At 42.7% G+C, this 25,104-nt stretch carries 20 protein-coding genes; 2 read left to right on the top strand and 18 right to left on the bottom strand.

The genetic code is table 11. The features are described from left to right. Nucleotides 1-138: 138 nt before the first annotated feature. From MLE14_RS05535 to MLE14_RS05565, 7 genes are all read right to left on the bottom strand, one after another. Nucleotides 139-1,161, bottom strand: a complete 1,023-nt coding sequence (locus MLE14_RS05535; protein WP_243297352.1) for an N-acetylglucosamine kinase — start codon at nt 1,159-1,161, stop codon at nt 139-141. Next, nucleotides 1,154-2,674, bottom strand: coding sequence for an argininosuccinate lyase (argH, locus tag MLE14_RS05540; RefSeq protein ID WP_243297353.1), 1,521 nt, complete (start codon nt 2,672-2,674; stop codon nt 1,154-1,156). Before argH ends, MLE14_RS05535 begins: the two co-directional genes overlap by 8 nt. Before the next feature lie 19 nt (nt 2,675-2,693). Further along, nucleotides 2,694-3,431 (bottom strand): creatininase family protein, encoded by a 738-nt coding sequence (locus MLE14_RS05545; protein ID WP_243297354.1) that lies wholly within the window; start codon nt 3,429-3,431, stop codon nt 2,694-2,696. A gap of 41 nt (nt 3,432-3,472) precedes the next feature. Beyond that, nucleotides 3,473-5,203 (bottom strand): ABC transporter permease, encoded by a 1,731-nt coding sequence (locus MLE14_RS05550; RefSeq protein WP_243297355.1) that lies wholly within the window; start codon nt 5,201-5,203, stop codon nt 3,473-3,475. 10 nt (nt 5,204-5,213) lie between these two features. Then, the gene (locus tag MLE14_RS05555; protein WP_243297356.1) at nt 5,214-6,284 is read right to left on the bottom strand and encodes an ABC transporter ATP-binding protein; all 1,071 of its coding nucleotides are present in this window, start codon (nt 6,282-6,284) and stop codon (nt 5,214-5,216) included. A gap of 62 nt (nt 6,285-6,346) precedes the next feature. Beyond that, entirely contained in the window at nt 6,347-7,414 is a 1,068-nt protein-coding gene (locus MLE14_RS05560) for an extracellular solute-binding protein (protein WP_390628293.1), read from the bottom strand. Nucleotides 7,415-7,434: 20 nt separating this feature from the next. After that, entirely contained in the window at nt 7,435-8,625 is a 1,191-nt protein-coding gene (locus tag MLE14_RS05565; RefSeq protein WP_243297357.1) for an ROK family transcriptional regulator, read from the bottom strand. Between the two features lie 787 nt (nt 8,626-9,412). On the opposite strand from MLE14_RS05565, the gene MLE14_RS05570 reads away from it, so the two are divergent. Then, nucleotides 9,413-10,249, top strand: coding sequence for an EcsC family protein (locus MLE14_RS05570; protein ID WP_243297358.1), 837 nt, complete (start codon nt 9,413-9,415; stop codon nt 10,247-10,249). A gap of 29 nt (nt 10,250-10,278) precedes the next feature. On the opposite strand, the gene MLE14_RS05575 is transcribed toward MLE14_RS05570, so the two are convergent. Continuing rightward, entirely contained in the window at nt 10,279-10,845 is a 567-nt protein-coding gene (locus MLE14_RS05575; RefSeq protein ID WP_243297359.1) for a histidine phosphatase family protein, read from the bottom strand. 369 nt (nt 10,846-11,214) lie between these two features. On the opposite strand from MLE14_RS05575, the gene MLE14_RS05580 reads away from it, so the two are divergent. Next, on the top strand, nt 11,215-12,516 hold the full coding sequence (locus MLE14_RS05580; RefSeq protein ID WP_243297360.1) for a M14 family zinc carboxypeptidase: 1,302 nt from the start codon (nt 11,215-11,217) through the stop codon (nt 12,514-12,516). Between the two features lie 70 nt (nt 12,517-12,586). On the opposite strand, the gene MLE14_RS05585 is transcribed toward MLE14_RS05580, so the two are convergent. The 10 genes from MLE14_RS05585 to MLE14_RS05630 form a co-directional block, all read right to left on the bottom strand. After that, nucleotides 12,587-13,132 carry a plasmid pRiA4b ORF-3 family protein gene (locus tag MLE14_RS05585; protein ID WP_243297361.1) on the bottom strand — a complete coding sequence of 182 codons (546 nt, stop codon included), beginning with the start codon at nt 13,130-13,132 and terminating at the stop codon, nt 12,587-12,589. A 126-nt stretch (nt 13,133-13,258) separates the two neighbouring features. After that, entirely contained in the window at nt 13,259-14,716 is a 1,458-nt protein-coding gene (gene cls, locus MLE14_RS05590; RefSeq protein ID WP_243297362.1) for a cardiolipin synthase, read from the bottom strand. A gap of 205 nt (nt 14,717-14,921) precedes the next feature. Next, nucleotides 14,922-16,241: a UDP-glucose dehydrogenase family protein gene (locus MLE14_RS05595; RefSeq protein ID WP_243297363.1), complete on the bottom strand. Its 1,320-nt coding sequence runs from the start codon at nt 16,239-16,241 to the stop codon at nt 14,922-14,924. A gap of 39 nt (nt 16,242-16,280) precedes the next feature. Then, nucleotides 16,281-17,159: a UTP--glucose-1-phosphate uridylyltransferase GalU gene (gene galU / locus MLE14_RS05600; RefSeq protein WP_243297364.1), complete on the bottom strand. Its 879-nt coding sequence runs from the start codon at nt 17,157-17,159 to the stop codon at nt 16,281-16,283. A 274-nt stretch (nt 17,160-17,433) separates the two neighbouring features. Then, on the bottom strand, nt 17,434-18,375 hold the full coding sequence (locus MLE14_RS05605) for a S66 peptidase family protein (protein WP_313897733.1): 942 nt from the start codon (nt 18,373-18,375) through the stop codon (nt 17,434-17,436). 1,082 nt (nt 18,376-19,457) lie between these two features. Beyond that, nucleotides 19,458-21,068 carry a peptide ABC transporter substrate-binding protein gene (locus tag MLE14_RS05610; RefSeq protein ID WP_243297365.1) on the bottom strand — a complete coding sequence of 537 codons (1,611 nt, stop codon included), beginning with the start codon at nt 21,066-21,068 and terminating at the stop codon, nt 19,458-19,460. Nucleotides 21,069-21,179: 111 nt separating this feature from the next. Beyond that, nucleotides 21,180-22,166, bottom strand: coding sequence for an ABC transporter ATP-binding protein (locus MLE14_RS05615; protein ID WP_243297366.1), 987 nt, complete (start codon nt 22,164-22,166; stop codon nt 21,180-21,182). Further along, nucleotides 22,166-23,164: an ABC transporter ATP-binding protein gene (locus tag MLE14_RS05620; protein WP_243297367.1), complete on the bottom strand. Its 999-nt coding sequence runs from the start codon at nt 23,162-23,164 to the stop codon at nt 22,166-22,168. Before MLE14_RS05620 ends, MLE14_RS05615 begins: the two co-directional genes overlap by 1 nt. Before the next feature lie 13 nt (nt 23,165-23,177). Continuing rightward, nucleotides 23,178-24,149: an ABC transporter permease gene (locus MLE14_RS05625; protein ID WP_313897599.1), complete on the bottom strand. Its 972-nt coding sequence runs from the start codon at nt 24,147-24,149 to the stop codon at nt 23,178-23,180. 12 nt (nt 24,150-24,161) lie between these two features. Then, complete coding sequence (locus tag MLE14_RS05630; protein ID WP_243297368.1) at nt 24,162-25,088, bottom strand: ABC transporter permease; 927 nt, start codon at nt 25,086-25,088, stop codon at nt 24,162-24,164. Between the last annotated feature and the right edge of the window lie 16 nt (nt 25,089-25,104).

Raw genomic sequence — 25,104 nt, forward strand, 5'->3', positions numbered from 1 at the left:
ATTGGCGGATAAATTACAAAACCCCTGAAAGACGAAGCTTTCAAGGGGTTAAACAAACGTTTGAATAAAATTTACTTGTAAAACAAGCTTTTCTGTGTCGTTCCAAGCACGCTCAGAACTACCAGAACTCCGGTTGGGTTACCCAAGCCCCCGCTGGATGATGTTGTGGATGGGGGTTGGGTGGGTCGTGATAAGCTGGAGATTCGGATGGGTCTTTTTAAGACTATTTAGGATTTTTTGGCGGATATAGTGATTGTGCTGGAGGACGCCTCCTTGCAGGACGAGAGAAAAGGATCGGCTATGAAAGGCATCATTTCCTCCTAATACTGCATACAGGAGCTGTTCGAGTTCACTTACTGCTCTGTCTAAAATCGCGCAGCCGGCCTCATCTCCCAGCTCTGCTGCTTTCTCCACAACCATCGAGAGGGCACTAACATCATCGACCGAATAATTCTCACCGTAGACCCAGTTGTAAAGGTCTTCGATGTGCCCAAATCCAAAGTGTTCCAAGATCATCCGAGCTAAAATGGACTTCGTTTTTTCGCGGCCGTCATACATTTTTAATACGGATCGTATCGCTTCCTTGCCTATCCAATAGCCGCTTCCCTCATCGCCGACACGGTGGCCCCACCCGCCAGCGCGAATAAAGTTCCCTTTTCCGTCATGAGCAAACACTATCGAGCCAGTGCCGGAGATCAAAAGCACACCTGGCGATTTTCCAGTTGCACCAAGCAGTGCAGACAAACAGTCATTTTCAACAATAACCTTATCAACCTCTACCTTCAATCCAGCTAAAGCAGCCTCCACGATGTTGGACACAATCGCCTCGTCTCGTTTTGTATCAATTCCAGCTAATGCAAAGACAGCACGGTCAAATTCAACATCCTCATCCCTTACATTCTTAACGTGAACATCCTCAGCAGCCTTCTCAACGGTTTCATCAGCAGTCCCGCATACCGCAAGTCCTGCAAGTACCTCATCCACTGCTGCCTGTATTGCCGCCTGGAGTGCACACTTTGACTGCTTTTCGCCTACCACCTGATAATTAGTCGCCCCGGCACGGCCGGTACCCAGAATTTCACCCTTCTCATTGGTCACGACAGCGATTGTTTTCGTGCCGCCGCCATCTACAGCAAGCAACGGGTACCTTCTTTTACTCATGGTCTTCCATCCACTTCTTCAAGATTGTAATCACCTCTTGGTTGGCCTTTTCTAAATGGTCTCTTTTTTCCCGGAGCCATGCTTCTAAATGTTCTTGATCCTCAAGTCTCTTTTCTATAGTTTGTTTCATACGCTCGGGACTTGGTCCGCCCTCAAGCGTTCGAATCTTGACAAAGTGAGCCGGATCTAGTGCCTCTTTTAATTGTTCCTCTGTAAGACTCAATTTACGGCCGATAATTTTTTCTGCATGCCTATTTAAAATCGCAAGCGTAAGCGCAGATAGATCTGTCTGCTTGCTATCCATTAGCTCCCTAACCGTAGCACTTACCACATGATGTGCCTGCCGAAACGATAAATGGTCAGTCCGGACGATTGTATCGGCTAGTTCTGTTACATTCGCAAAGCTTTGTTGTGCCCTCTCCAACAGTTTTTTCTTATCAACTTCCATCGTTATCAGGACACTGGCCAGCAAGCGGTAGATTCCGCCTAATTTCTCGAGCGCGCGCCACATATAAGGCTGCATATCATCCTCAGTATCGACAATATCGCCAAACGGTGTATTATGCAGCATTAAAAGGACCGTCTGAGCATCTCCTGTTACACTTGATAACAATGCCCGCATATGCTCAATCGAAACCGGATTCCTCTTTTGCGGCATGATTGAACTGATTTGCACATAAGGAGCTGCCAGCAGTAATGCCCCAAATTCCTGCGTTCCCCATAATAGAAAATCCTGAATCGACCGGCCTAAGTTAATGGCTGACAATTGTACAGCTGTAGCAGTCTCAGCTATATAATCAGCCCCCGATACAGCATCCCAGGCATTATCAATTAATTCTTCAAAACCCAGTAATTCCTTTACACGCTGACGATTCACCGCAAAGCCTGAAGTCGTCAATGCAGCAGAGCCCATACTGCTTCTGTTTACCGTTTTATAAGCTGCCTTTAATCTCTCAATATCACGAGTCAGCATGTCAGTCATTGCATTAAAATAGTGCGCGAGTGTAGTAGGCTGCGCCTGTTGCGTGTGGGTATAGCCGATCATCACTGTATCAATATGCTCTTGGGTCATTTCGATTAATGCCTCGCGTAAAAGCAGGCTGGACTCAATCAGCCCCAAAATTTTCTCACGCAAGGTCATCCGGTAAAGCGCAATCCCCATATCATTTCGGCTTCTCGCAATATGGAGATTCCCGGCAATATCTCCCGCGTCCTCAATCAGAAGCTGTTCAATTTTAAAAAACAGATCTTCAAATTTAGCTTCATATTCACTTTCTTTAATATCCTTGACCTTTAAATTCCGAATAGCGGCTATAATTTTACGGGCATCCGCCTTTGAAACAAGTCCAACGTCCACCAGCATAATCAAATGAGCGAAATGAATTTGAATCATCGACTCTACAAAATGCCCTTTCGCTTCATCAAATGCTGGTTTTAAAACCATTTCCGTATAAGTTTTGGAAGGAAATTGAGTTCCCTCTTTTTCCAAAAGTCGTTCCCTGAGTGGTGCCATACCTGTCCTTCCTTTCGATTCACTCATCTGCATGTAGCCAGTTTTTTATCAGTTCATTCATATTTCGAGTGGCTTCCTCTACAATTTTATTGCCAAGCTCCAAAGACGTTTGCTGGATCATCCCTGTATAGCCGTCCCATGCTTTAGGACTTCCTTCTACTACAATATACGGAAGCTTGGAAAGCGGTGTCGTTTCTTTAAATTCCTGGTCAGCCTCTTCAACATGAACGAGGTCGGGGCGAAATGCCTTAGTAGCAGACATTTCGTAAGGTCCCCCATGTCCCCTGCCCTTTGTGTCTACTAGACCCAATTCTTCTGCTTTATTAATCTCCACCATTTGCCACCAATTGATTAATAGAAATCTGGCATGTTCATATTTTGTGGTTACGTACTCTGCTACCGTTCGCGAGACACCCATATTCCCGTCGTGGGCATTCAGCAAGATAATGTAAGAGATTCCGCTCCGGATGATCCCCTCGATTATATCGGTCAGATACTCCTGTATAACCGCTGGCCGGATGGTAATCGTACCTGGATACTTTGTTGTTTTTCCCGGACAGGCCGTATATGGAACCGTCGGATATACGAGCCCCCCGAGCGAGGGATCAATCCGTCCCGCAAAACCATCGGCTAAAACACAATCGGTTCCATAGGGTGAATGAGGGCCGTGATATTCAAAGCTGCCTAGCGGGAGCACAGCAAACTTGGCGTTCCGGATTTTTTCCGAATCTCTCCCGTGAATTTCACTCGCTTTCATCTGCATCTCTCCATTCTGTAACTATGGTTCTGGCACCTTGCCTACATAGCGGCTCCTGCTTTTCCGCCAGAGATTTTTTCCGAAATAAACAGCACAATAATAATTAAGGCAATCTGCAGAACGCCATAGGCACAAGCTGTCCCAAAGTCAAAGGAGTATAGTTTTTGAAATATCGCAACGGATAAAGGCATCGTCGAAACGCCATAGATTAAGATCGAAGCAACAAATTCACCAATCCCCTGTACAAACGCAAGCAGCGTTCCCGCCAAAATACCTGTCGCGGTTACAGGAAGAATAACGCGTCTAAACGTATACCACCAGCTTGCACCCAAACTTCGGGCCGCCTCTTCAATCGACTGATCCATTTGCATCAGGCTCGCAGAAGTCGAGCGGAAAACGAGCGGCAGGTGCCGGACAAAATAAGCCAATGGCAAAATCCAGAAGGTTCCGATTAGAACCTGATTAAAACTAAAAACAGTTGGTTCACTAAAGGCGGCAATCAGGTTTACCGCTACTACCGTTCCGGGAAGCGCCCACGGCACCATAATCAGTACATCTAACAGTGTTTTCCCTTTAAACGGCAAACGCACCATCGCATATGCAGCAGCTACCCCAAAGATGACATTCCCAATGGTTGCAACAAAGCTCATCTGAATACTATTCCAAATTGGCCTCCACGTCCGTTCATCAGTAAATAAGGCAATATAATGGTCAAGTGTATATGCAGTCGGAATGATTTGCACCGTCCACTCCCCGTCCACTGAAAACGAAATCAGCACAATAACGAGAATCGGCAAAAGTAAAATAATGACGCCAATCGTGGATAAAACCATGGAAATATATTTCATTGCCTTAGAGCGGACCTCAGTCCGGTGAACCCCAATTCCTTTACTTTGGTTTTGATAATTCCGCCGGCCCTGATACCATTTCATAATAATCAAGAAGGAAATAGACACAATCGATAAAATCGTTGACTGCGTCGCTGCCATATCAAGGTTTCCATTGGTACGGGAGAGATAGATTTGCATTGTCATGGTTCTCTCAACTCCGAACATCAATGGAGCTGTGTAGGAAGCCATTGAGATCATAAAAACAAGCAAAGATGCAGCCACCATCGCAGGAGTGAGCATCGGTAAGATGACCTTTCTCCAGATCCGGATTCGCCCAGCCCCTAAGCTTGTGGCAGCCTCCTCTAGCGACGGGTCGAGCTCTTTGATGGCCGCTGATGCCGTCAGATAAAAATACGTATACATCGTAAATGTGTGAACGACAATAACCCCGCCGATGCCGTTTAGTGAAAAAGGAACGTCCTCTGTATGTAAAAGCGCCTGGAAGAATCGCGGAATAATCCCGCTTTCACCATATAAGAACGTAAAGGACAAGGCACCAATCAGCGGCGGAAGCGCCATTGGAACCAGCACCAACACCGATAGAATTTTTCGGCCTGGGAAATTGTAGCGTTCCATTAAAAACGCCATCCCGACTCCAACAATCGCGCAAGTAATGACACTAATAATGGAGATATACACACTTGTCCAAAGCGCCTCTATGTTTGCGGTACTTTCTAAACTGAAAAAGCGCTGATAATTTCCTCCGCTCAAGCCCCCTTCTGCCCCATTCAGACTTTGCACAAAGGTTTGGTAAAACGGATAGATTACATACGCCAATAACACTAAAAACAGCGGTGAAATTAAAACGTAGACAAAATACTTCGACTGAGTCAGGCGGCTCCATTTGCTTCTAGCCTGTATTTCTGTTTGCTCTACACTCATGCTCTCACCTTCATTCGCCTATAAAATAGATTCCATGTTCCGGAACTTGAAGTGTAATGGAATCGCCGCGCTCTAAAATTTTTTCCCCTTTATTGATGATCATCACCTTTATCATCTCATTCGCGACTTTTACGATATAGTTAATGCTTACGCCCGTAAATTCAACAAGCTGAACTTCCCCTGTGACAGAATTCGCACCGTCACCTTGGACAATTACTTCTGGACGGATCGAGAGTTTAACCTGACTGCCCTTTTTAAAAGCTGTGTTAGGGGCCGCATTGTTTCTATCCCCTACTAACAGCGTTCCGTTGCCGATTTTTACCGTCACCCTATTTCCATTGACTTCCACAATCTCGCTATCTATTAAATTAGATTCTCCAATAAAGGATGCAACAAAGTGGTTGACCGGCTTATTGTAGATTTCTTGAGGCGTCCCGATTTGCTGAACCTCACCCTTATTCATAACCATAATCCGGTCAGACATGGCCATCGCTTCAGTTTGGTCGTGGGTTACGTAGATGGTGGTAACACCCAGCTCGACTTGCAGCCTTTTGATTTCAAGTCTCGTCTCCTCGCGAAGCTTGGCGTCAAGATTGGAAAGAGGCTCATCGAGAAGCAGAATATCCGGCTCAATCACGAGGGCACGCGCGAGCGCAACCCGCTGCTGCTGTCCGCCAGAGAGCTCGGTAATTTTCCGATGCCCGTATCCATCCAGATGAACGAGCCTTTGCGCCCGCTCCACCTTTTCTTGGATTACACTTTTAGAAAGCTTCCTCACCTGAAGCCCAAACGCAATATTTTCAAAAACGGTCATATGGGGAAAAAGTGCATAGTTTTGAAAAACCATTCCGATATTGCGCTTATCTGGTTTTAGAGTAGTCACATCCTGATTATCGAAATAAATTTTTCCGCTTGAAGGAAAATAAAAACCGGCGATCATTCGGAGTGTTGTGGTTTTCCCGCAGCCGCTGGGACCAAGAAACGTAAAAAACTCCCCGGGCTTTACATGGATATCGACATTTTCAACACCTTTGACGGTCCCAAAAGTCTTTGTTACTTGTTCAAGCTTGACACCTTTCAATGCTGACACCTCTCTTATGTATAACAGGGTGAAGGATCCTTCACCCTGTTGATTTTAGCTTTTTAGTTTTGATCTCTAATGTTTTCGTCCCAATATTGCATCCATTCTGCTTCGTTATCAGCCATTACTTGCCAATCAATATCTAATTCTTTCAGATCTAGCTCTTTATACCAATCTGGCATTTGATCTGCAGGAATATCGGTACGAGTTGGAATTTGATATAGATCCTTAGCTAATACGGTTCTTACTTCAGGGTCAAAAATAAATTCATAGAATAGCTTTGCATTTTCCATGTTTTTCGCACCTTTGACTAGACCAACCCCATCGACAAGGATAGGCGCACCGCTTTCCGGATAGACGTAATCAAATGGCTGATTGTGCTCATATTTTTGCAGTAAAATATCTTGAAGATTCCATAATGAAATGGTTCCTTCCTGACGTGCTAATTTTAAGTAAAGGTTCGTTGGGTCCTGTGCATATTCCTTCGTGTTGGCATCTAACTGACGGAGCCAATCATATCCTTTTTCAGGATCATCCGCTCCTTGACGGTAAATCATAGCAGAATAAATCGTTCTCATGGTTCCAGAGGCCATTACCCCGCGGATAATAATTTCATCCTTCCATTTTGGATCAAGCAAATCATCCCAATCCTGTGGTGCTGTTTCTTTCGTTAATACATCACTGTTAATCATAATAACCTCAGGAAGCAGCATTTCCCCATACCAGCGGTTTTCAGGGTCTTTATGTTCAGGTTTAATAAACTCATCAAAGCTAGGTGTGAATGATTCGAGCAAGTCCTCGTTTGCTGCTGTCATTAGTGCAGCTTGAGTTCCGCCCCACCAAAAATCAGCTTGTGGGTTTGCTTTTTCAGCTCGAACCCGCTCCAAAATCTGCTGTGCTCCCATCGTTAACACTTCCACTTGGACACCTGGATACTTTTCATTAAACATATCTACGACCTTATCTACAATTGTCTGATCACGTGCCGTATAGATAACCAGTTTTCCAGATCCGCCTTCTGAAGCTTCACCATCTCCATTTCCACTGCCATTTCCGTTACTGCTTTCCGAGCTGCATGCTGTTAAAAACATCATCACAGCAGCTACAACTAAAATAAGCCATTTTTTCAACTTCAATGTTTTTACCCCCTTCACATATGTAAACCATTTTTATTCATAAGCCCGGCTTGCGAGAAGCTTTCTAATGCTAAATGAACCGCTCCGTGTAAGCCTGCTTTAGAACCGAGAGTGGTTACTCTGATTTCCGGAGTTTCCGGCAAATAGCTTTCTATAATTCTGGTAAACTGCTTGAATGACTTTTCATTTAACATCGCCATCTCACCAGATAATATAATCATTTGCGGATCAAGAATACTAGAAAGATTGATCACAGCTGCTGCCCAATGGTCAATGACTTCATGCAAAATCGACCTCGCTGTTTTATTACTGGCTTCTGCCTGCTGCAAATAATCAAGGAGAGACTGATTTTGCTGGGCGGAAAGACCACTTTCTTGGAGCTTTTCCTGAATCCCCAGTAAACCATAGTTACTCTCAAAAACACCCATGCTGGCACTTTTCTTTTGATCATTGCCAAGGCGCATGAGACCAATTTCACCAGCAGCACTATGTGAGCCCTTGTGAAATTTTCCATCTAAAATAATGCCGCTTCCAACTCCATGACCGACAAACATATAAACAAGATTTGTTACATTTACGCCAAACCCGCGGTGGTACTCACCAAGTGTCATCATATTGACATCATTATCAACAACCACCTGGATTGAAAGTCTGTCAGAAAGCTCTGCAACCAGATTGACCTGATCCCAATCAACCCCTGGCGAAAAACCAATCTTTTGCTGGGTTTTCGAGGTAATTCCGGGAATCCCAATCGCCATCCCTAAAACATCTTCTGGAGGGATATGCTGTTCCGCTAACAGTTTTCGAACCGTTTGCTCAATTAGCTGTACGATAAAATAGCCATCCGTCGGAATCGTAAAATCGCGATGAACGAGATCAATCCATTCCCCTTGCATATCCGCAAGAATGACTGAAAGACGGCTATTCGCAATCATTGCCCCAATCACAAAATTGGATTTAACATTATACTCGAGCAAGATTGGCCGCTTCCCGCCTGTTGAAGCACCGGGACCCACTTCAATAATCAATCCCTCATCAATCATTTCCTTAACTAATTCGGATACACATGGCCGGCTCAGCTTCGTCTGCTTCGCAAGATCTGCACGCGATTGCCGCGGATTGCTTTTTAATTCACTTAAAATCATCTGACGATTCATCTGCTTCACCAGCTTCGGACTCGCCTTATTATTTGCCACAGCTCTCATTTCCAGCCTCCCACACACTTTGGTTCCGGGTTGGACAAAGTTAGTTAGTTAACCTAACAAACTTAAAACCTATTATACTTAGGCAATCGCTTACAAGTCAATATATTCAGAATAAATAGTTATAAGGACTAGGGTGAATTCATGCAGTGCCTGTTACACCGCGGATTGGTCTTTATAGCCAGGATTAACTGTGGATTTTCTTTAGAAAAGGATGATTTTTTCAAAGCTTTGTTCATAGTACCGAGTGTGATCTTTTTTCCGAAATTTGCCCTTTTGGTTAAAAGAAGAGCCAATTAATCAAACACAGTTTCGTTTGACCGAACTTAGACCCATTTAACCGAACTCAGAAAAGTTTTTCGAAACTCAGACTTCATTTTACTGAACTCAGAACTGGTTTTCCGAACTCAAGGACCGTTTAAACGAACTTAAATTGGTTTCACAGAACTAAGACCACATTTAAACGAACTTAAATCAGTTTCACAGAACTAAGACCTCATATAAACGAACTTAAATCGGTTTATCCGAACTGAGCACTCTCTTTTCCGGACTCACACCCCATATTTGGGACCGAGCACCCTCGTTTCCAGCCTCTGCACTCCGTATCCCAGACTCAGCACTCCGTATCCCAGACTCAGCACTCCCAATTTCGGACTCAGCTCCCCTTTTTCAAAGCCCACCACCAATCACCAGCCCCCATTAAGCCTTTCCCCTCCCAATATGCTACAATACATTCATGCAAGCCGTAGATTAATTATGTGAAACAAGAATATTCAGGTGGTGACGGCGCTTGTCGAGTGATCAGTTGCAAATATTGCAGGATGAGTTGAAGAAAATTGAAAAATGGGAGAAGGATCAGAGCGGGCTATGGTTTTGGGAGCGGATTGGACGGCTTCCGTTTAAACTGCTGGATAAGATTACGCCAAAATTTATACATAAGAAAATTGGGATTCTTCTAGATGAGCTTGGGAATTATATTTCAACGGGAGGACAATATTTAACTTCTGAAAAGCTAGTTTTACGTGCACTTGAAAAACAGACAGGAACCCAAGTCCACAGTATTTCAGGTGCTGCCAGCCTGCCGTTAGAAGTGATGGAAAAAGCGAGTCAGGAATTGTCGGAAAGCCGGATTAAGCTGGCAACTGTTCAAGGGGCTACGACTGGTATCGGCGGAATTTTTACGCTAGCGATTGACATCCCCGCCCTGCTTGGCCTATCGCTTAAAACTCTGCAGGAAATCGCTATCATTCATGGGTATGACCCCAATGATAAAAGTGAAAGAGTTTTTATCGTCAAATGTCTGCAGTTTTCCTCGGCCGATATTGTTGGGAAAAAGGCAATCTTGAACCAACTCTCACATTTTTATAGCAGAGAAACACAGTCTAACGAGATGCTTTCCCAGCTTCAGGGATGGCGCGAAGTGGTTTATACCTATCGCGACCAATACGGGTGGAAGAAATTCTTTCAAATGATTCCGATTGCCGGTATTCTTTTTGGTGCGTTTAACAATCGCTCAATGCTGCAAGACATTTCAGAAGCAGGAACCATGCTGTATCGGAAACGGAGAATCATCGAAAGAATGCGCCAGCTTGAAAACGAAGCACAGTCTTTCATCCCGTCAGAATAAAAGAAAAGAAGTAATGCTTTCACCTAAACTTAAGCATTGCTTCTTTCCCATACCTTCCTTACTTCGACTAGTTCCGTTCCTATGAAAGTTAACTGATAAATATCGGGCATTTCGAGATTCTGCCAAAACTGAAAATCATACCTGGAATCAAAATAATTCATAATCAAAACCATAATATTCCCATGCGTTCCAACGGCTATATTTTTCCCCCGGTATTTTTCTATTAAATGAAAAGTTGCACTGACACCTCTCTGTTGAGCCTCTAAATTAGATTCTCCACCCTCCCAGGAATAATTCTCATTCTCCCATACTCTAATAATGGCAGCCTGAAAATCTTCAACCGGTTCCCCGCTTAAGGTTCGCTCGCGCAAATCCTCCGCGATTTCTATTTCTTTTCCTATCAAACAAGCAATCCCTTCTACCGTTTGCACAGCTCTTCGATACGGGCTGGAGACCACCTGATTAATACCCTCGTTTTTTAAAAACTCAGTAACTCTTACTGCATCTTTTGATCCTCTGTCAGACAATGGCCTCTTTAATTCATCAGGAGTGTAAATAGAGTGAGCATGTCTTACAAAATACAAACGGGTCTCCATCATATTTCCACCTTTAATGATAGTCTTTTTCTACTACTTTAGTTTAATTGCCAGTTTTTATAAAGTATATTTTTCCTAGTTTCTATTACAATTTTCACATTCAAATTTTGACAAAAGTTTTTGTGAAAGAACAAGGAAAGTCTTTGATTCGACCATAAACCCCCATTCTATAAACAAACGTTTGTTTAAAAACTTAAACTAAATAATTTGGAGAAAAATAAGATATTTTAGCGAATTACATATATAGACAAAAGACATAGTTTGGTATATTTATACTATTTTTCACGCAATTTATTGATAATTGTGAATTTTAGTAGTATTTTGGAAACGAAACAGTATTTTGGTCCAAGCTGACGAGGAGGAATTGGAATGCAACCTAATAACACCATTAAAAAAGTAATGACAGGAGTGCTGGCTACTTCCATCATTGCAGCACCATTTGCGCTCACACCAGTTAATGTACTAGCCCAGCCACAGACAACTCCAAATGGTCCTTATGTAGAACTTGAACAAAATGTGTCACTCTCAAGTTTTATGACAAATGAGGAATTATTCGAACGTCTGCAACAGCTTCAAGAACAGTCCAAAGGGAAAATGGAGCTTGATATTGCCGGCTATTCCAACGAAGGCAGTCCCTTGTATGTAGCAAAATACGGCGATAATGACCCAAATAAGAAAAAATTACTGATTTATACGCAAATCCACGGTAACGAACCTTTAGGCACAGAAGCTGTGGTTGAATTGATGCAGAAATTTAATTCTGGCGGGCAAGAAATCAACGAGCTGCTTGATCAGGTTTCGGTTTGGATTATGCCCCGGGTCAACCCAGATGGAACAATGACGGAGTATGAAGGTGAACAATATCCGGTTCGGTATAGTCATCAGGAATGGAATCCAGAAGCACTTGGGCTGGCTCCAGACACAAGTGCACCTTGGTACTATAACGAGGGTACAGAAAGAGCCCAAGGAAATAATGGCCGGATTGACTACGGCATTCCAGGCTATGACCTTAACCGTGATTTTCACCCTAACTTTAATTTTGACATTACGAAAGAAGATCCTGCTAAAGTTGAAGCTATACTAAACAACCCTGAAACCAATAATATTTGGAATACGGGATTCCTCGTTTCACCTGAAGCGAAGGCAGTGACAAGTGTTGTGCAGGAGTTTGAGCCTGATGCCGTTATTGACGTGCATCATCGTGGCTTCAATCAATTATCTGAAGAGGATGACCGTTCTGTTTCCATCTCTGTTCTTGGCCAATTCACAACTGTTCCGTACACAGATCCATTTACAGGCAAAGTGTATGAAATCGATGAGGATGTCCTGGAACTAAGTAAGCAAATGACAGTAGTGGCATACGAATCTTTACAGCGAGGATATTCCTCCTTTGGCGCCATTCAGCAGTATCCGCAAGTGAACTATCCAGGTTCTGGTCTTGGAGCCATTCAATTAAATGGCGCAGCCACTACACTCATTGAAGTGAAAGGTCAAACCCAAACGTTAGGACAAAAACAAAGCGGAATGCTAAAAGAAACTGTGAAAACTCCAATTTACGAAATTATGAAAGCCCTTGCAGATGGCAGTATTCGTGATGTCGATGCAAGTCTTTACGAAGATATACCCCCTGCTTATGGCGGTATAGGAGATCCGTCGACTAGAGATTTTTAATATAGCGCTTTAAGGAATATTTAAAAAGAAGTAACCGCAAAAATGAAGTCGGTTACTTCTCTTTTTATTTTTATAATTTTACTCCTATCGCTAATGAATGCCAGGCAAAAGCCGTATTAATTTGCTCCAATTCCTCGTTTTCATTAATTTCGATTTCTTCGTCTAAAGAGCCTCCGCTATCCTCTAAAGGTGCCCCTCTCATTACTTTTATGCAACGAGGATAGGAAGCTCCCTCTTCGGCAGGCTTGATTTTTTCTAATAGAATTTCATGCTGCCAGTAATTTCCGAAATCATATACATACAGGCACTTGTCTTTTTCCTGAACCAGCCATTCATTTAACAATGCCTGCTTTTCGCTTATAGCTTGATCGACATAAAATGTATAATCAATATCTACGTCCAAATCTCCAATCACAATGCGGCTCTCGTTAAACCTGGTTGTTTTCGGCCCTTGCGGATCCCTAACTTGAAACTCGTGAAAATGATAGTCTTCCCATTCAAATGCAATTTGAATTAAATGATGGAGTGAATGAAAAGTTGTGCTTTCATCTACTTCAATTCTGCGCCACACAGGAGGACTTGTTCGTTTTAAAGAGATCTTAAGCTGGTAAATCATCAAAGGCCCAACCCTTTCAAATGTCCGTTTTTCTTCATCTTAGCATAATTTCGAAGCAAAGGGACGGTTCTTGCGTTTCATTCGTTTCGCGAAACGAATGGAACGCAAGAACCGTCCCCATGTTTTCTATAAAATTGGCGACAGCAGACGCGATATCGCTTCTTTAAACTTAATGCCATTGGACCTCTGTCTATAGCTTTCTAAAGTCAATTCTGTACTTTTTTGACTATCTTCCATAAAAAGCGCTTCAAGTCGCTGTGCTACCTGATCATCGTATATGATGGCATTGACTTCAAAGTTGAGCTTAAAGCTGCGTGTATCAATATTAGCTGTTCCCACCGAAGCGACCTCTCCATCGACCACAATCGTTTTCGCATGCATAAAGCCATTTTCATAAATTAATACCTTTGCTCCATAGGACAATAATTCACCGCAGTAAGACAGGGTTGCCCAGTAGACAAAAGGATGGTCCGGTTTATTTGGAATCATAATCCGAACATCTACCCCTGCAAGTAAGGCAATTTTACAGGCATCCATAAAACTCGCATCTGGGATAAAGTATGGACTTTGTATTAAAACCTGCTTTTTCGCAGTCAAAATAAGCTTGATATACATATTTTTAATGTGCTCAGTATCTGTATTAGGACCGCTGTCAACAATTTGAATCGGAGAACTTCCGCTATTTCGTACAGTCGTATAAAAGAATTCCTCATAATGGGTTTCTTTTTGCCGGGTCGCTTGTTTCCAGTCTAAAATAAAACGGGCCTGCAAGTGATCGACGGCTTCCCCTGTCACCCTTAAATGTGTGTCGCGCCAGTAGCCAAACCTCCTATTTTTCCCGAGGTATTCGTCACCAACATTAAAGCCGCCGATATAGCCTATCTTTCCGTCAATGATACAAAGTTTCCGGTGGTTTCGGTTATTCATCCGCGGATTTATGAATTTTACAAAGGACGGGAAGAAAACTTCTACTTCGCCATTGTATTTAATTAACTCTTTGAAAAATCCTCGAGTCATCCTTCTTGAACCGATTTCATCATAAAGAACCCTGACTTTTATGCCTTCTTTAGCTTTCTGCGTCAGCGCATCACGCAGTTTTTTTCCTAAAGCATCCCGTTGAATTATGTAATACTGAATATTGATTTCCTTTTTAGCATTTTTAATATCCTCAAATAAGGCATTAAACTTATGCTCGCCATCACTAAAGATTTCAATATCATTATCTGTTGTCAAAATCGAAGTAGAAGACTTTAAATTCATGAGCAATAATTGTCTATGTTTCTCCAAAAGGTGGTTATTGCGAAATTTTTCACTCGATTTAATTTCCTCTACCTGCTCATCAATCGCCAATTTAAAGGATTCACGTTCTTCGGCAGATAGATTATAGAAATTCTTCTGCTTTAATTGTCTCCCGAATAAAAGATAGGCAAAGAACCCTGCAATCGGCAAGAAAAATAAAATCATAAGCCAAGCCCAGGTTGTCCCTATATCCCTGCGTTCTATAAAAATAAGAACGCCCGCAAGGATAATATTAATAATGGTAATCGTTGATACGGTTATTATCAGAATTGTTCCTGAATCCATTTATGACACGCCTTTTTTTCGTAGCCTTTTCTCCATCATAACTATAAAACCATATTACTTAAACGTCCACTTTAAAGTTTATTTTTTTAACAAAATTTCATGCTAATTAAAAAGGAGAGTCTCCTTCGACCCTCCCATATCTTCTTTGTGAAGCATCCCAGTGAAACAAGAAAATTTAGGGCCAAACAGGTACCTTGCACCTGCCTCAAACAAGCGCCCTTGTTTTCACCTCTACCACCGGTCTTCCAATTGATTCATATGTAATTCCGGCGTGCCCTGCATCTTCTAACCGGTAACAATTCCGCCCGTCAATCACGATTGGGGTGTTCATTAATTCACGATATTTATTTATATCAAAATGCTTTATTTCATCCCATTCTGTGAAAATCAAACAGATATCTGCTCCGATAATTGCTTCCTCCATCCGGTCACAATACCTCAATTCTTCCGGATACAATTTTTTATAGTTCTCCATTCCAACGGGGTCCCATACTCTGACATTCGCTCCATCTTCCAGTAAGATCGGAATATTTTCGAGAGAGGGGGCTTCCCGCAAATCGTCAGTTCCCGGTTTAAAAGTGAGTCCCAAAACGGCTACTTCTAAGCCGGCAAAGCTATCATAGTATTTCCGGGCCTTCTTAATAAGTTTTAATTTCTGATTTTCGTTTACTTCGATTGTTGCTTTGATGGTTTTAATCTCGTAATCATTGAAGTTAGCAAGCCAGTGCAAGGCTTTTGTATCTTTAGGAAAACAGGAGCCTCCGTAGCCGATCCCCGCATTTAAGAAACGGTCTCCAATCCGCGGGTCAAGCCCCATTCCCTTTGTGACGTCTTCAATATTGGCACCCACAATTTCACAAAGGTTAGCGATTTCGTTGATATAGGAAATTTTAAGGGCGAGAAAATCGTTAGCTGCGTATTTGATCATTTCAGCGCTTCGTCTATCCGTTACCACTATCGGGACGTTAAATCCTTCGTACACCCGATTCATCACTTCAGCCGCTGCTTGAGATTCGACTCCCACTACAATTCTGTTGGCATGAAGAGTATCTTTAACTGCGGTTCCTTGAGATAAAAATTCAGGATTGGAAACAACCTCAATTTTTACATAGTCTCTCGCATTTTCATTGATCAGTTTTTCAAGTTTATCATTTATTCCAACGGGAACTGTCGATTTCACAACGACAATACAGTCATGCCGGACAATCCTTGCAATCTGCTCCCCTGCCTCGTAGACGTTGCGCAAATTAGCGGATCCATCCTTTTTCTCTGGTGTCCCTACGGCAATCATAATCACCTCAGCGTTCAGGTAAGCCTCGAAAGGATCAGTCGTATAAACTAATCGGTCCGCATTTTTTACCATTAGCTCTTCCACACCAGGTTCGTATATCGGCGACTTACCGTTTCGCAGCAGTTCAATTTTCTTTTTGTCGATATCCAAGCATGTTATATGATGTCCCGTTTCCGCTAAACAAACGGCTGTTACTAAGCCCACATACCCTGTTCCAACAACTGTAATTTTCATATGCCCACCCTTTTAAAACATTTTATTTCCGCTCGCCTGCTATTGATTAATCGTGACTTCCTTAAGGACCTGTTGCAGGTATTCGATTAAATCTGGTCTAAGGTCATCCCGTTGAATAGCAATCTCTATGGTTGCTTTAATAAATCCTAATTTGTTCCCTGTATCGAGGACTTTATCCTGTATCTCCAACCCATATACCGGCTCTAATCCAATCAGTGCACGAATGGCATCAGTCAGCTGGACCTCTCCATCTTTGCCTGCCTCCTGTTTTTCGAGCAGATCAAAAATTTTAGGCGATAAAATATATCTTCCTAAAATGGCTAAGTTAGAAGGGGCTTCCTTCTGAAGGGGTTTTTCAATCACATCCTGAATCAGACTTAGTCCGTCTTCAAACTGATAGGGGTTTACGATTCCATATTTATTAACCTCTGTATCTGGTACATGAGTTAATCCGATTACACTTTGCCGATATTTGCTGTATATATGAATAAGCTGTGCCAGGCATGGTACTTTTGAATGGATCATAATATCTCCAAGCAGAACCGCAAATGGCTCATTGCCAATAAAATGTCTGGCACTCCAAATTGCATGCCCCAGACCCTTTGGCTCTTTCTGCCGGATATAGTGAACGTCAATCATGTCTGATATACTTTTAATTTCCTTATAGATTTCAATTTTAGAACGCTCAAGCAGGCGCTGCTCAAGTTCATAAGAGCGGTCAAAATGGTCTTCTATCGCTCTTTTGCCTTTCCCTGTCACTATGATTAAATCCCTAATCCCTGAGGCTACCGCCTCTTCAACAATGTACTGAATCGTTGGTTTATCTACAATTGGCAGCATCTCTTTCGGCATTGCTTTCGTTGCTGGCAAAAATCTTGTTCCTAGTCCTGCAGCAGGTATAATTGCTTTTCTAATCATTTTGACAGCCCCCACTTATTTTTCTGCAACTCAACCAAGCTCTTATAACCTATTTATACTAGTTATTATTAAAGTTATAACATGAAAGGTGTTAAGATTAGGCTAACAAATTGTAAAAATATTATGTTAATTCTATAAACCTACTGAAACAAGGCATAGAAACCATTAATCAATCGTTTGATCAAAAATACCTTCCGCCAAATGAAACATTCTTTGCGAACCAGATTTACCAGGTGAGTGAACAGTAGCATCGGATGTGGAGGCACTACCTGCACTATACTGCTGCACTCTCTGTAATCGTTAATTTGCAATGGTCCGCATCTAAAATAGCTTCTACACCTAGGGGGAGAGTCATCGTTGGTTTGCAGTGGCCGGCTTTGAAGTTGCAGATAATAGGTTTACCGGTCGGAACAAGCAAGTCTTGAAATACTTCATGAAGGGTTAAGCTTGGTTTAGCATCTTTTGGAACACAATTGTTCCAGTCTCCTAGGATAATCCCGTTGCAATCATCCAGTTTGCCGGCTAATCTCAATTGAGAGAGCATTCGGTCAATGCTATAAGGCTCTTCATCGGTATCCTCTAAAAATAATAGCTTTCCTTTCGTATCGATTTCATAGGCAGTCCCGATCGTGGCGGCTATTAATGATAGATTCCCTCCCACTATTGGTCCAGTTGCTACACCCTTGACCAGGCATTGGACTTCTTCCCCTTCCGGATTTTTCATTTCTCCTAATGGCTCCGATGAAGAAATCGCCTGGAGGAAACCTGCAGCTGAATATTCATCAAAATCGCGCAGCATGTCAGACGCTGGCATTGGGCTGTGCAGGGTGACCATTTTACATCGCTGGTTTAAAGCGATATGTAAGGTTGTAATATCACTATAGCCGACAAATAGTTTGGGATTTTTTTCAATCATCTCATAATCTAGCTGATCGATGATTCTAGGAGTGCCATAGCCTCCCCGTATACAAACAATCGCGTCAATCTCTGGATCGGCGAACATGCGATTAATATCCTCTGCTCTTAGGGAATCCTCGCCTGCCAGATAACCATACTGTCCATAGCAGCTTTCGCCAACTGCAACCTCAAATCCAAATTCCTCTAGCTTTTGAACGGAGGCCTCTACCCGATCCGGATGACTGACTGGGCTGGAAGGAGCGATTAACCCGATTCGATCCCCTTTTTTAATGGCTTTTGGTTTTTTCAGTCCATTCACCTTCTACCACTCCTCTTAAAAAATGACTTTCCACTATTTTAAATTAAATATATTAGTAGAAACTACCAATAATTCTACTTTATAAAAAGAGAAAAGAGGGACCAGAAGGAATCCTCCTCTAGCCCCTCTTTCTTTCGTTCTTTTATTAGTACTACGTGAAAGACCAAATATTTGACCCTTAGAAACTGATTTTGGCTGATAGACTCTGGGTTTGACCGGTAGAAGCTGATTTTGACCGATAGAATCTCAATTTTGACCGATAGACAACCCGATTTGACTCATAGAACGGGATTTTGACCCGTTGAAACTGATTTTGACCGATAGAACTCTGGATTTGACCGATAGAAACTGATTTTGACCGATAGAACTCTGGATTTGACCGATAGACAACCCGATTTGACTCATAGAACGGAATTTTGACCGATAGAACGGGATTTTGACCCATAGAAACTGATTTTGACTGATAGAACGGGATTTTGACCCATAGAAACTGATTTTGACCGATAGAATTCTGGATTTGACCGATAGAAGCTCAATTTTGACCGATAGACAACCCGATTTGACTCATAGAACGGAATTTTGAGCGATAGAAACTAATTTCGACCGATAGAAGCTCAATTTTAACCGGTAGACAACCCGATTTGACTCATAGAACGGGATTTTGACCCATAGAAACCAATTTTGACTGATAGAACGGGATTTTGACCCATAGAAACCAATTTTGACTGATAGAACGGGATTTTGACCCATAGAAACCAATTTTGACCGATAGAACGGGATTTTGACCCATAGAAACTAATTTTGACTGATAGAACGGAATTTTGACCCATAGAAACTGATTTTGACCGATAAAAGCTCAATTTTGACCGATAGAACCCTGGGTTTGACCGATAGAACCTCATTTTTGACCGATAGACAACCCGATTTGACTCATAGAACGGAATTTTGACCGATAGAACGGGATTTTGACCCATAGAAACCAATTTTGACTGATAGAACAACATTCTGACCCGTACTTCCAATTTTGAATTCTAAAAATCCAGGGCGAGACAGCCATCCCCAGAACTACGAGTGAAAATTACCTACTCTACATCTGCATACTCAAAGTATGTGTGGCCAATATAGTTCTTGACGACTCCTTTGACATGCGGTTTGACAAGGAAGGAGTCTTCATAGAAGTAGAGTGGGATGACAGACATTTCGTCCATTAGGATTTTTTCGGCTTTCGCATAGTTATCCATCCGCTTTTCCTGATCAAGAATCTCCCTGTTCTCTTGTAATAAGGCATCATACTCTTCATTTACCCAGCGTGTATCATCCGCTGTGTTAACCGATTCAAATAAGGTTAAGTTTGTCATTGGGTCGAGGTAGTCACCTGTCCAGCCATCCCGGGCAATCATAAAGTTTCCATTTGAAAGTTCGTCCCAATAGACCTTAGACTCCATGGTACGGATGCTGACATCCACGCCCAGATTTTCTTTCCACATGCTTTGGATGGCCTGAGCGATATCTTTGTCTGATTGACTCGCCATTGTCAAGAGTTCAATTTCAGGCAGGCCTTCCCCGTTAGGATATCCCGCTTCAGCAAGTAATTGTTTGGCTTCTTCTACGTCTTCTTCAAATAAGTTCCCGACTACATCCCGATATTCCTTATCAGTCTCAACACCATGCGGCATCCCATAAGGAACAAATCCATATGCAGGCTTTTCAGTAGATTGCATCACATTTTCGATAATTTGCTGACGGTTGATCGAGATTCCAAATGCCTTTCTTACCCGAGGATCATCAAAAGGCTCTTTCGTGACATTGATATCGAAGTAATACGTTCCAATTCGCGGGGATACTGTATATTCAGGTGAATCTTTGTATTGAGCCATTGCTTCAGCACTAAGGTTATCGGAAACATCGATTTCACCGTTCATATAAGCGGCCAACTCCGCTTCAGGAGCTTCAATAAAGACAATTTCAAGTGTATCCAGCTTCACGTTATCAGCATTCAGATAGTTTGGATTTTTCTTCAAGACATCCTTTTCCTTGGGCTTAATTTCTTCAAGCGTGAATGGACCTGTCACTAAATAGGTTTCTGGTGATTTCGTCCATTCTTCTTCACCCTCGACTACATCCTGTCTGACTGGGTAATAAGAAGTAGCACAAAGCAGATTCAAGAAATATGGCGTTGGATTTTCAAGTTCGACTTCAAGGGTATGATCATCAATTGCTTTGACGCCAACCTCATCTGCAGAGACCTTCCCTTCGTTATAAGCAAGGCCATTTTTTAAGTAATACAAGTCAAAAGCTGCACCAGATGCTACATCTGGATTCAATACTCGTTTCCAGGAATATTCGAAGTCATGTGCCGTAACGGGCTTTCCGTCGCTCCATTTGGCATCTTCGTGGATTTTAAAGGTATACTTGGTTCCTGATTCATCAACAATTGTTTCCGCTGCTAATGAAGGAACAGGAACACCCTCTGGTCCAATCGTGTAAAGACCTCTGAATAAGTTTTGCATCACCACAGATGAACGTGAATACACGTTAAGCGTCGGATCTAAGGTCTCAGGTTCATCTGGCAGGGCGTAAATAATCTTTTTCTCCTTCTCAGAATCATCGTTATTAGCCTCATCAGAGCTGCAAGCGGCCATTACAAAAGCACTAAACAAAAACAGCAGCCATAAACCAGCTTTTTTCTTCATTGTTTTCCCCCTATTTTTTAAAATTTATATGATAACCAGATGAAATGAGACTGGTTATTACCTGATTGATGCGATCTGTCCATATTCTGTCATACTTTAGTGCAACAAGAGTCAGTCACCCACAACATGACACGCTACCTGATGACCGTTGCCGATATCCTTTAATTGTGGCTTTACTTCACTGCAGACGTTCACCGCGTAAGGGCAGCGGGTTCGGAACGCACAGCCGCTCGGCGGATTGACTGGGCTCGGGATATCCCCTTTGAGACGGATTCGTTCATTTTTTTCAGCCATATCTGGATCTGGTAAAAGTGAAGCCGAAAGCAGTGCCTTTGTATATGGATGCTGCATGTTTGTGTAAAGTTCATTCGCTTCGGCAACCTCCACCAATGATCCTAAATACATAACCCCAATTTTATGAGATAAATATCGGACCATCGCCAAGTCATGGGATATAAATAAATAGGTTAAGCCAAACTTCTCTTGCAGCTCTTCCAGCATATTAACGACCTGTGCCTGAATCGATACGTCCAAAGCAGAAATCGGCTCGTCACAAACAATGAATTCAGGTTCAACCGCTAGAGCTCTTGCAATCCCAATCCGCTGGCGCTGACCGCCTGAAAATTCATGAGGATACCGGTTCAGATGCTCACTTTTTAAACCGACCAATTCGATTAATTCTCTGATCCGGTCCATCCGTTCCTTCCCCTTTGCGATGTGGTGAACATCTAAAGGGTCCCCGATAATATCGGCAACCGTCATCCTTGGGTCTAAAGAAGCATAAGGATCCTGAAAGATCATCTGCATTTTTTTGCGAAATGGCAGCATTTCCTTATGTTCCAAATTTTCGATTGGATGAGTGTCAAAAAGTATTTGTCCTGCAGTTGGTTCATAAAGTTTCAGGAGCGTCCGGCCCGTTGTTGATTTGCCGCAGCCTGATTCACCGACCAAACCAAAGGTTTCACCTCTTTTTATCGTAAAACTGACATCATCTACCGCCTTTAATACGCTTGCGTTTTTTGAAAAGAAGCCTTTTTTCAAGGTGAAATGCTTTTTTAAATGCTTAACTTCAACTAAATTCTCAGTTGCTGCCGCCATTACACCATAACCTCCTTCGCTATTTTCGGAGCCTTAGGGTGCATCAGCCAGCAAGAAACCCGATGCGTATCCGAAACCTGCGTATCCTGCGGCGGGCGTAACTCACAAATTTTCATCGCATGCTCACATCTGGCGGCAAACGGACATCCTTTAGGCGGGTCCAATAAATCTGGAGGACTTCCCGGAATCGGAATCAATTTTTTCTTCTCACCTGTTGTGACCTTAGGCAAGGACCGAATCAGCCCCCAGGTATACGGATGTTTTGGGTTATAAAAAACCTCCCGGGTCGTGCCTTCCTCGACAATCTGACCGCCGTACATCACGATAATTCGCTCGCACATACTCGCAACTACGCCTAAATCATGGGTGATCAGCACAATAGAGGTATTTAGCTTTCTTTTCAGGTCTTTCATCAGGTCTAAAATTTGAGCCTGAATTGTTACGTCTAAAGCAGTGGTTGGCTCATCCGCTATCAGCAGCTTCGGATTACAGGAAAGAGCAATCGCAATCATGACCCTTTGCCTCATCCCGCCGGAAAACTCATGGGGAAACTGATTTAAACGGCTCTCAGGACTAGGAATTTCAACCATCTTTAAAAGCTCAATGGCTCTTCGCCGGGCTTCTGCTTTTGATACATGCAAGTGAATGCGTATCGGTTCCATGATTTGATTGCCAATCGTAAAAAGCGGATTGAGCGACGTCATTGGATCCTGAAAGATCATGCCAATCTCATTTCCGCGAAGCTTTCTGATTTGCTTCGGATCCATATCCAGCAGTTCTACTCCCTCAAAGCTCATCCGGTCTGCTTCAACTGTTGCGTTATCAGGAAGCAGCCCCATCACTGAAAGCATCGAAACACTTTTGCCAGAACCTGACTCGCCGACGATGCCGATTGATTCGCCTTTATTAATGTGAAAAGATATGCCTCGCACTGCCTGAACCTTTCCGGAATCAATATGAAAATTCGTCCGTAAATTTTCCACTTCAAGTAATTTCACCGTCTGCCACCCCCTATTTCTTTAGCCGCGGATCAAGCGCATCTCTTAGTCCATCCCCAATAAAATTCAATGAAAACATCGTTATACTAATTGCGAGAGCCGGGAACAGCATTTGATAAGGCTGTGTAAATATTGTTGGGATTGCATCGTTAACGAGTGTACCCCAGCTTGCAATCGGCACCTGAATCCCGATACCTAAAAAGCTTAAAAAGGCTTCAGAGAATATAGCAGAAGGTACTAAAAAGGTGACCGTTACGATAATCGGACCGATACTATTCGGCAGCAAATGTCTAAATAAGATTCTTAACTTGGACTCTCCAATACATCGTGCCGCTAACGCATATTCCTGATGTTTGAGAGTAATCACCTGTGATCGTACAATTCGTGCTGTTCCAATCCAAGAAGTAATACATAATGCAATGATGATGCTTTGGAGCGAGTTGCCAAGGAACATCATCATCAGGATGATGTACAAAAGGTCAGGGATCGCGATCAGCATATCAACAATGCGCATCATAATCATATCGACGCGGCCGCCAAAATAACCTGAAATCCCCCCGTAAATTACCCCAATCACCATGTTAATTGCTGCTGCAACAAACCCAATCGTTAAGCTGATTTGCGCTCCATACAGTGTTCTGGTGAAAATATCCCTCCCAAACTTATCAGTGCCAAACCAATGTTCAGCAGAAGGACCCTGATTTCCGTTTTCTAAATTCTGCCCATGATATGTATACGGTGAAAGCATCGGTCCAAAAATCGCCGCCAGCGTTATGATAATGATCACACACAAGCCGATCATCGCCAGCGGATCCTTACGAAACCTTGACCACGCATCCTGCCAATAGGTTTTGCGGGGACGTGCAATTACCTCATTATCCCGTTTCTTTGAATCTCCTAATCTCTCAAAAAGCTCATCAGGTATATCATGCCAATTGTCATTTGGGAATGGCTCTTCTTTGCTAACTTTTAAAATATGGCTCACATCATCACCACCCTACTCATTGATTTTGACGCGCCGATCAATCACAGCATACAGAATATCAACGATAAGGTTCGCTATGATAATCAATGCTCCAAAAAAGACAGTTAAGGATAAAATAATCGAATAATCACGGTCGCTTATACCCGTTACGAAATCTCGGCCAATGCCTGGAATCGAGAAGATCCGTTCAATGACAAAGCTTCCTGTTAAAAGAATGGCCACTAGAGGACCAAGATACGTAATGATGGGAATGATGGCATTTCGTAACGCGTGTTTGCCGAGAACACTCAGTTCATGGACACCCTTAGCTCTAGCGGTCCGAATATAATCCTGGCGCATGACCTCTAGCATACTAGAGCGCATTAGTCTGGCAATATAGGCAATCGGATAAAAGGAAAGACCAGCCACTGGTAGGATGTAGTGCTCCCAGCTTGTTAGTCCAAAGGTTGGCAAGACTTTTAAAACAACTGCGAACAAAAATAGGAGAAGAACTGCGATGACAAAGTTGGGGATCGAAATTCCGATGGTTGCAATAATCATAGAGAGCCAATCTGCCCATTTTCCCCGCTTCACGGCGGAAATAATCCCTAGTGGAATACCAACTATCAGGGCAACTATAATAGCTATGATTCCTACTTTTGCGGATATAGGAAATCCTTGTTCAATTAATTCATTGACTGTGACATCCGGCTGCTTAAATGAAATACCCAGGTCTAATTGTGCTAAGCTTTTTAAGTAATTCTGGTACTGAACAATTAATGGCTCATTTAGCCCATACTTCTCTTCAACCTTTTCAATCACACTAATCGGAACATTCCGCTGCTCAGAAGGACTAAACGGCCCGCCCGGAATGGCATGCATGAGAAAAAAAGTAATCGTAGTCAGAAAAAACAAAGTAACAACACCAGCAAGAATTCGCTTAAATATGTACCCCGCCAAAACCCTACCTCCTCTC

Source organism: Bacillus litorisediminis, assembly GCF_022808645.1.
In the GTDB taxonomy this organism is placed as follows: Bacteria; Bacillota; Bacilli; order Bacillales; family JC228; genus Bacillus_BF; species Bacillus_BF litorisediminis.

Bases quoted from the DNA above. Each gene is read 5' to 3' on its own strand.
- MLE14_RS05535 (WP_243297352.1), bottom strand. From the start codon at position 1,161: ATGAGTAAAAGAAGGTACCCGTTGCTTGCTGTAGATGGCGGCGGCACG.
- argH (WP_243297353.1), bottom strand. From the start codon at position 2,674: ATGGCACCACTCAGGGAACGACTTTTGGAAAAAGAGGGAACTCAATTT.
- MLE14_RS05545 (WP_243297354.1), bottom strand. From the start codon at position 3,431: ATGAAAGCGAGTGAAATTCACGGGAGAGATTCGGAAAAAATCCGGAAC.
- MLE14_RS05550 (WP_243297355.1), bottom strand. From the start codon at position 5,203: ATGAGTGTAGAGCAAACAGAAATACAGGCTAGAAGCAAATGGAGCCGC.
- MLE14_RS05565 (WP_243297357.1), bottom strand. From the start codon at position 8,625: ATGAGAGCTGTGGCAAATAATAAGGCGAGTCCGAAGCTGGTGAAGCAG.
- MLE14_RS05575 (WP_243297359.1), bottom strand. From the start codon at position 10,845: ATGGAGACCCGTTTGTATTTTGTAAGACATGCTCACTCTATTTACACT.
- MLE14_RS05580 (WP_243297360.1), top strand. From the start codon at position 11,215: ATGCAACCTAATAACACCATTAAAAAAGTAATGACAGGAGTGCTGGCT.
- MLE14_RS05585 (WP_243297361.1), bottom strand. From the start codon at position 13,132: ATGATTTACCAGCTTAAGATCTCTTTAAAACGAACAAGTCCTCCTGTG.
- cls (WP_243297362.1), bottom strand. From the start codon at position 14,716: ATGGATTCAGGAACAATTCTGATAATAACCGTATCAACGATTACCATT.
- MLE14_RS05595 (WP_243297363.1), bottom strand. From the start codon at position 16,241: ATGAAAATTACAGTTGTTGGAACAGGGTATGTGGGCTTAGTAACAGCC.
- galU (WP_243297364.1), bottom strand. From the start codon at position 17,159: ATGATTAGAAAAGCAATTATACCTGCTGCAGGACTAGGAACAAGATTT.
- MLE14_RS05610 (WP_243297365.1), bottom strand. From the start codon at position 21,068: ATGAAGAAAAAAGCTGGTTTATGGCTGCTGTTTTTGTTTAGTGCTTTT.
- MLE14_RS05615 (WP_243297366.1), bottom strand. From the start codon at position 22,166: ATGGCGGCAGCAACTGAGAATTTAGTTGAAGTTAAGCATTTAAAAAAG.